Origin of the sequence: Sphingopyxis sp. (genome assembly GCF_036402335.1) — a bacterium.
Lineage (GTDB): Bacteria > Pseudomonadota > Alphaproteobacteria > Sphingomonadales > Sphingomonadaceae > Sphingopyxis.
This window is the reverse complement of record NZ_DASWTD010000508.1, coordinates 1-3,087: the sequence shown is the minus strand read 5'-3', so window position 1 is coordinate 3,087 and position 3,087 is coordinate 1. Positions and strand designations below refer to the sequence as shown.

At 66.8% G+C, this 3,087-nt stretch carries 5 protein-coding genes; 1 reads left to right on the top strand and 4 read right to left on the bottom strand.

Annotation, left to right across the window (positions count from 1 at the left end; genetic code table 11):
* Nucleotides 1-8: 8 nt before the first annotated feature.
* From VGD20_RS16465 to VGD20_RS16450, 4 genes are read right to left on the bottom strand one after another with little or no spacing between them, the layout of a single operon-like run.
* Nucleotides 9-464, bottom strand: a complete 456-nt coding sequence (locus tag VGD20_RS16465; protein ID WP_331135479.1) for a DMT family transporter — start codon at nt 462-464, stop codon at nt 9-11.
* 16 nt (nt 465-480) lie between these two features.
* Complete coding sequence (locus VGD20_RS16460; RefSeq protein ID WP_331135478.1) at nt 481-957, bottom strand: nuclear transport factor 2 family protein; 477 nt, start codon at nt 955-957, stop codon at nt 481-483.
* A gap of 12 nt (nt 958-969) precedes the next feature.
* Nucleotides 970-1,380, bottom strand: coding sequence for a VOC family protein (locus VGD20_RS16455; protein WP_331135477.1), 411 nt, complete (start codon nt 1,378-1,380; stop codon nt 970-972).
* Nucleotides 1,377-2,000 (bottom strand): pyridoxamine 5'-phosphate oxidase family protein, encoded by a 624-nt coding sequence (locus VGD20_RS16450; RefSeq protein WP_331135476.1) that lies wholly within the window; start codon nt 1,998-2,000, stop codon nt 1,377-1,379. Before VGD20_RS16450 ends, VGD20_RS16455 begins: the two co-directional genes overlap by 4 nt.
* A gap of 139 nt (nt 2,001-2,139) precedes the next feature.
* Here VGD20_RS16450 and VGD20_RS16445 point away from each other — a divergent pair, with 139 nt between their 5' ends.
* Nucleotides 2,140-3,030: a LysR substrate-binding domain-containing protein gene (locus tag VGD20_RS16445; protein ID WP_331135475.1), complete on the top strand. Its 891-nt coding sequence runs from the start codon at nt 2,140-2,142 to the stop codon at nt 3,028-3,030.
* The last annotated feature ends 57 nt before the right edge of the window (nt 3,031-3,087 follow it).

The window sequence follows — 3,087 nt, the reverse complement described above, 5'->3', positions numbered from 1 at the left end:
TCCAGCCTTCACCCCGTACGTCGCGCGAGCCAGACACCCGCGACCATCAGCGCGATCCCGGCGAGGCGTTTGGCGTCGACGGGAAAGCGCATCGCGCCGAACAGGCCGAAATGGTCGATCGTTGCGGCGCTGACCAGCTGGCCGACGAGCACGAAGAAGATCGCGTTGCCGACCCCGAAGCGCGGCGCGATGAAGGTCACCGCGATCACGTAGAAGGCGACGAACAGCCCGCCCAGATAGAATTGGAAGGGGATATCGGCGGAGAGCCTGATATGGCCGGCCGCCCCGGTGACGAGCGCGCCCGCGAAAGCAATCAGCAGCGCGACGCCGAACAGGATCACCGACGCCGCCATCGGATGACCAAGCCGCAATCCCAGTCCCGCGTTGAGCGCGGCGAGGATCGGGATGCCAATGCCGGTCAGCAGCATGATCGCGGCAAAGGCCGGGGCATTGTTCGCGGTCATCCGGTTTTCTCCCCGTTTAAAGTCCCAGTTCCTCGAGCCCCGGATGGTCGTCGAGCCGCCGGTCGCCCTGCCCGTCGCGCGGCCAGAGCAGCAGGCGGTCGGCGGCGGCGATCGCGACGTCGTTGATGCTCGCGATCCGCCGCTGCATTTCGCCGTCGTCGGCGAACTCCCAATTCTCATTGCCATAGGAACGCCACCACTGGCCAGCGTCGTCGTGCCATTCATAGGCGAAGCGCACCGCGATGCGATTGCCGGTACAGGCCCAAAGTCCTTTGACGAGACGATAGTCGTGCTCGCGTTGCCATTTTCCGGTGAGGAAATCGACGATCGCGGCGCGGCCGGTGACGAAGGTCGAGCGGTTCCGCCATACGCTGTCCGGCGTATAGGCGAGCGCGACGCGCCCGGGGTCGCGGCTGTTCCAGCCATCCTCGGCGAGGCGGACCTTCAGGACGGCGCTGTCGTGGTCGAAGGGCGGAAGCGGGGGTCTGGACATCGATCGATCCTGTCAGGTGAAGGGAGTCGCGAATTCGATCCGGATACCACCGGGCATCGCGCAGATGAAATGATGCGTCGTTGCGCCCTCGCGGATCGGTTCGGGGTCGAATTCGATTACCGCGCCGGGGTGGCCCTGCACGCGCGCAAAGACGGTACGCAGCGCGGGCAGGTCGGCGACGCGCAGCGCGAGATGGTGAAGGCCGATGTTGGCGCGGCGGTCGAACGGCGTGGCGCTCGCGGGATCGGCGACCTGCCAGAGCGTGAGCAGGGTGGCGCCGTCGGAGACGAAGATCGCGGGATAGTCGGGGCGCTCGGCGGCAACGGCGAAGCCGAGCGCTTCGACAAAGAAATCGCGGGCCTCGGCGACGTCGCGTACGGCAAGGCCGACATGGTGGGCGCCTTGCGTCAAAGCTGTGGTCATGTTTCTTCCCTTGAACGAAGCGCGGCGATTTCGGCGCGCAGCTGGTTGAGTTCGTCCGCCATCGGGCGGATCGCGGCGGAAATTTCGGCTTCGGTGAAGCGCGGGGTGATGTGCTGCGAACAATTCCACTCCCAGCCGATCACATCGATGAAGAAGGCGCGCTCGGGGGTGGCGCGGTAGCCTTCGGGCATCAGCGCGGTGACCGCGGCGGGATCGTCGCCGAGTTCGACGCTCACCGCATAGCCGACGAGTTTCAGCCGTTCCCTGTTCGGATAGTCCATCAGGAACAGCGAGACGCGGTCGTTGCCCTTGAGGTTCGCGGTGCTGATATATTGCTTGTTGCCGCGATAGTCGGCGAAGCCGATGCGATTGCCCACGATATGGCGCAGGAAACCGGCAGGGCCGCCGCGATGCTGCATATAGGGCCAGCCCTCGTGATTGACGCTTGCCATGTAAAAGCTGTCGCGTTCCTCGATGAACGCGATTTCGCGGGCGGTCAGCGTGTCGGGGGTGCCGTCGGCGCCCGCATCCATCTTTGCATAGGAAGCGCGCGAGCCATGGCGGGCCTGCTCGGCCTTGACCGCGTCGTCGAACAGCGTGTGCCGGTAATTCTGCGCCATCGTGCATGCCCTTGCGAAACGGAGCGAACGAAGGCCGGAGGAGGGGCGGGCCTCCGTTCGCAGCGCCGATTTAGGTCATTGCATGAACGATGATAATCGGGAGTGATTGAACAAGTTAATTCCGATAAATGGAATAATCATGGACCGGCTCCTCACTCTCGAAATGTTCGTTGCGGTTGCGGCCGAGGGCGGATTCGCCGCCGCGGCGCGCAAGCTCGGCAACTCGCCGCCCGCGGTGACGCGCGGGATCGCGGCGCTCGAGGCGCGGCTGGGGACGGCGCTGTTCCACCGTTCGACGCGGGCGGTCGTGCTGACCGACGCCGGCGCGGCGTTCCTCGAGCAGGCACGGCGCATCCTCGCCGACCTTGCGGGCGCCGAGCGCGAGATCCGCGGCGCCGAGGCCGAACCGCGCGGGCAATTGCACCTGACCGCGCCGGTGATGTTCGGGCGGCTGCACGTGCTGCCGGTCGTCGGCGAGATGATGGCGCAGCACCGCGAGCTGGCGGCGCGGATGATGCTGATCGACCGCAATGTGCGCATCGTCGAAGAGGGGATCGACGTCGCGGTGCGCATCGGGCCGCTCGCCGATTCGGGGCTGAAGGCGGTGCGGATCGGCCGGGTGCGCCAGATGCTGGTCGCGAGTCCTGCCTATCTGGCGCGGCGCGGGGCGCCGGCGCGCGTGGCGGATCTGGCGGGGCACGACCTGATCGTCGCGATGGGCCCGCGCGCGGCGGGCGAGTGGCAGTTCGTATCGGGCCGCTGGCGGGTGGAACCGCGGCCGCGGCTGGTGGTCAATACCGTCGACGGCATATTGGCGGCGGCCGAGGCGGGGCTGGGGATCGCCAATCTGCTGAGTTATCAGGTCATCGAGGCGGTCGATGCAGGGCGGCTGATTTCGTTGCTGGCGGACGAGCAGCCGCCCGCGCTGCCGGTGCACCTGCTGTTCGAACCGTCGCGTTCGGGATTGCCCGCGGTGCGGCTGTTTATTGCGGAAATGAAGGCGCGGATGCGGATGGCGGGGCTGGTTTGACGAATGGCGGCATTGGGGTGGTGAGCTGTCCCTTGTGCACCCCGGCGAAAGCCGGGG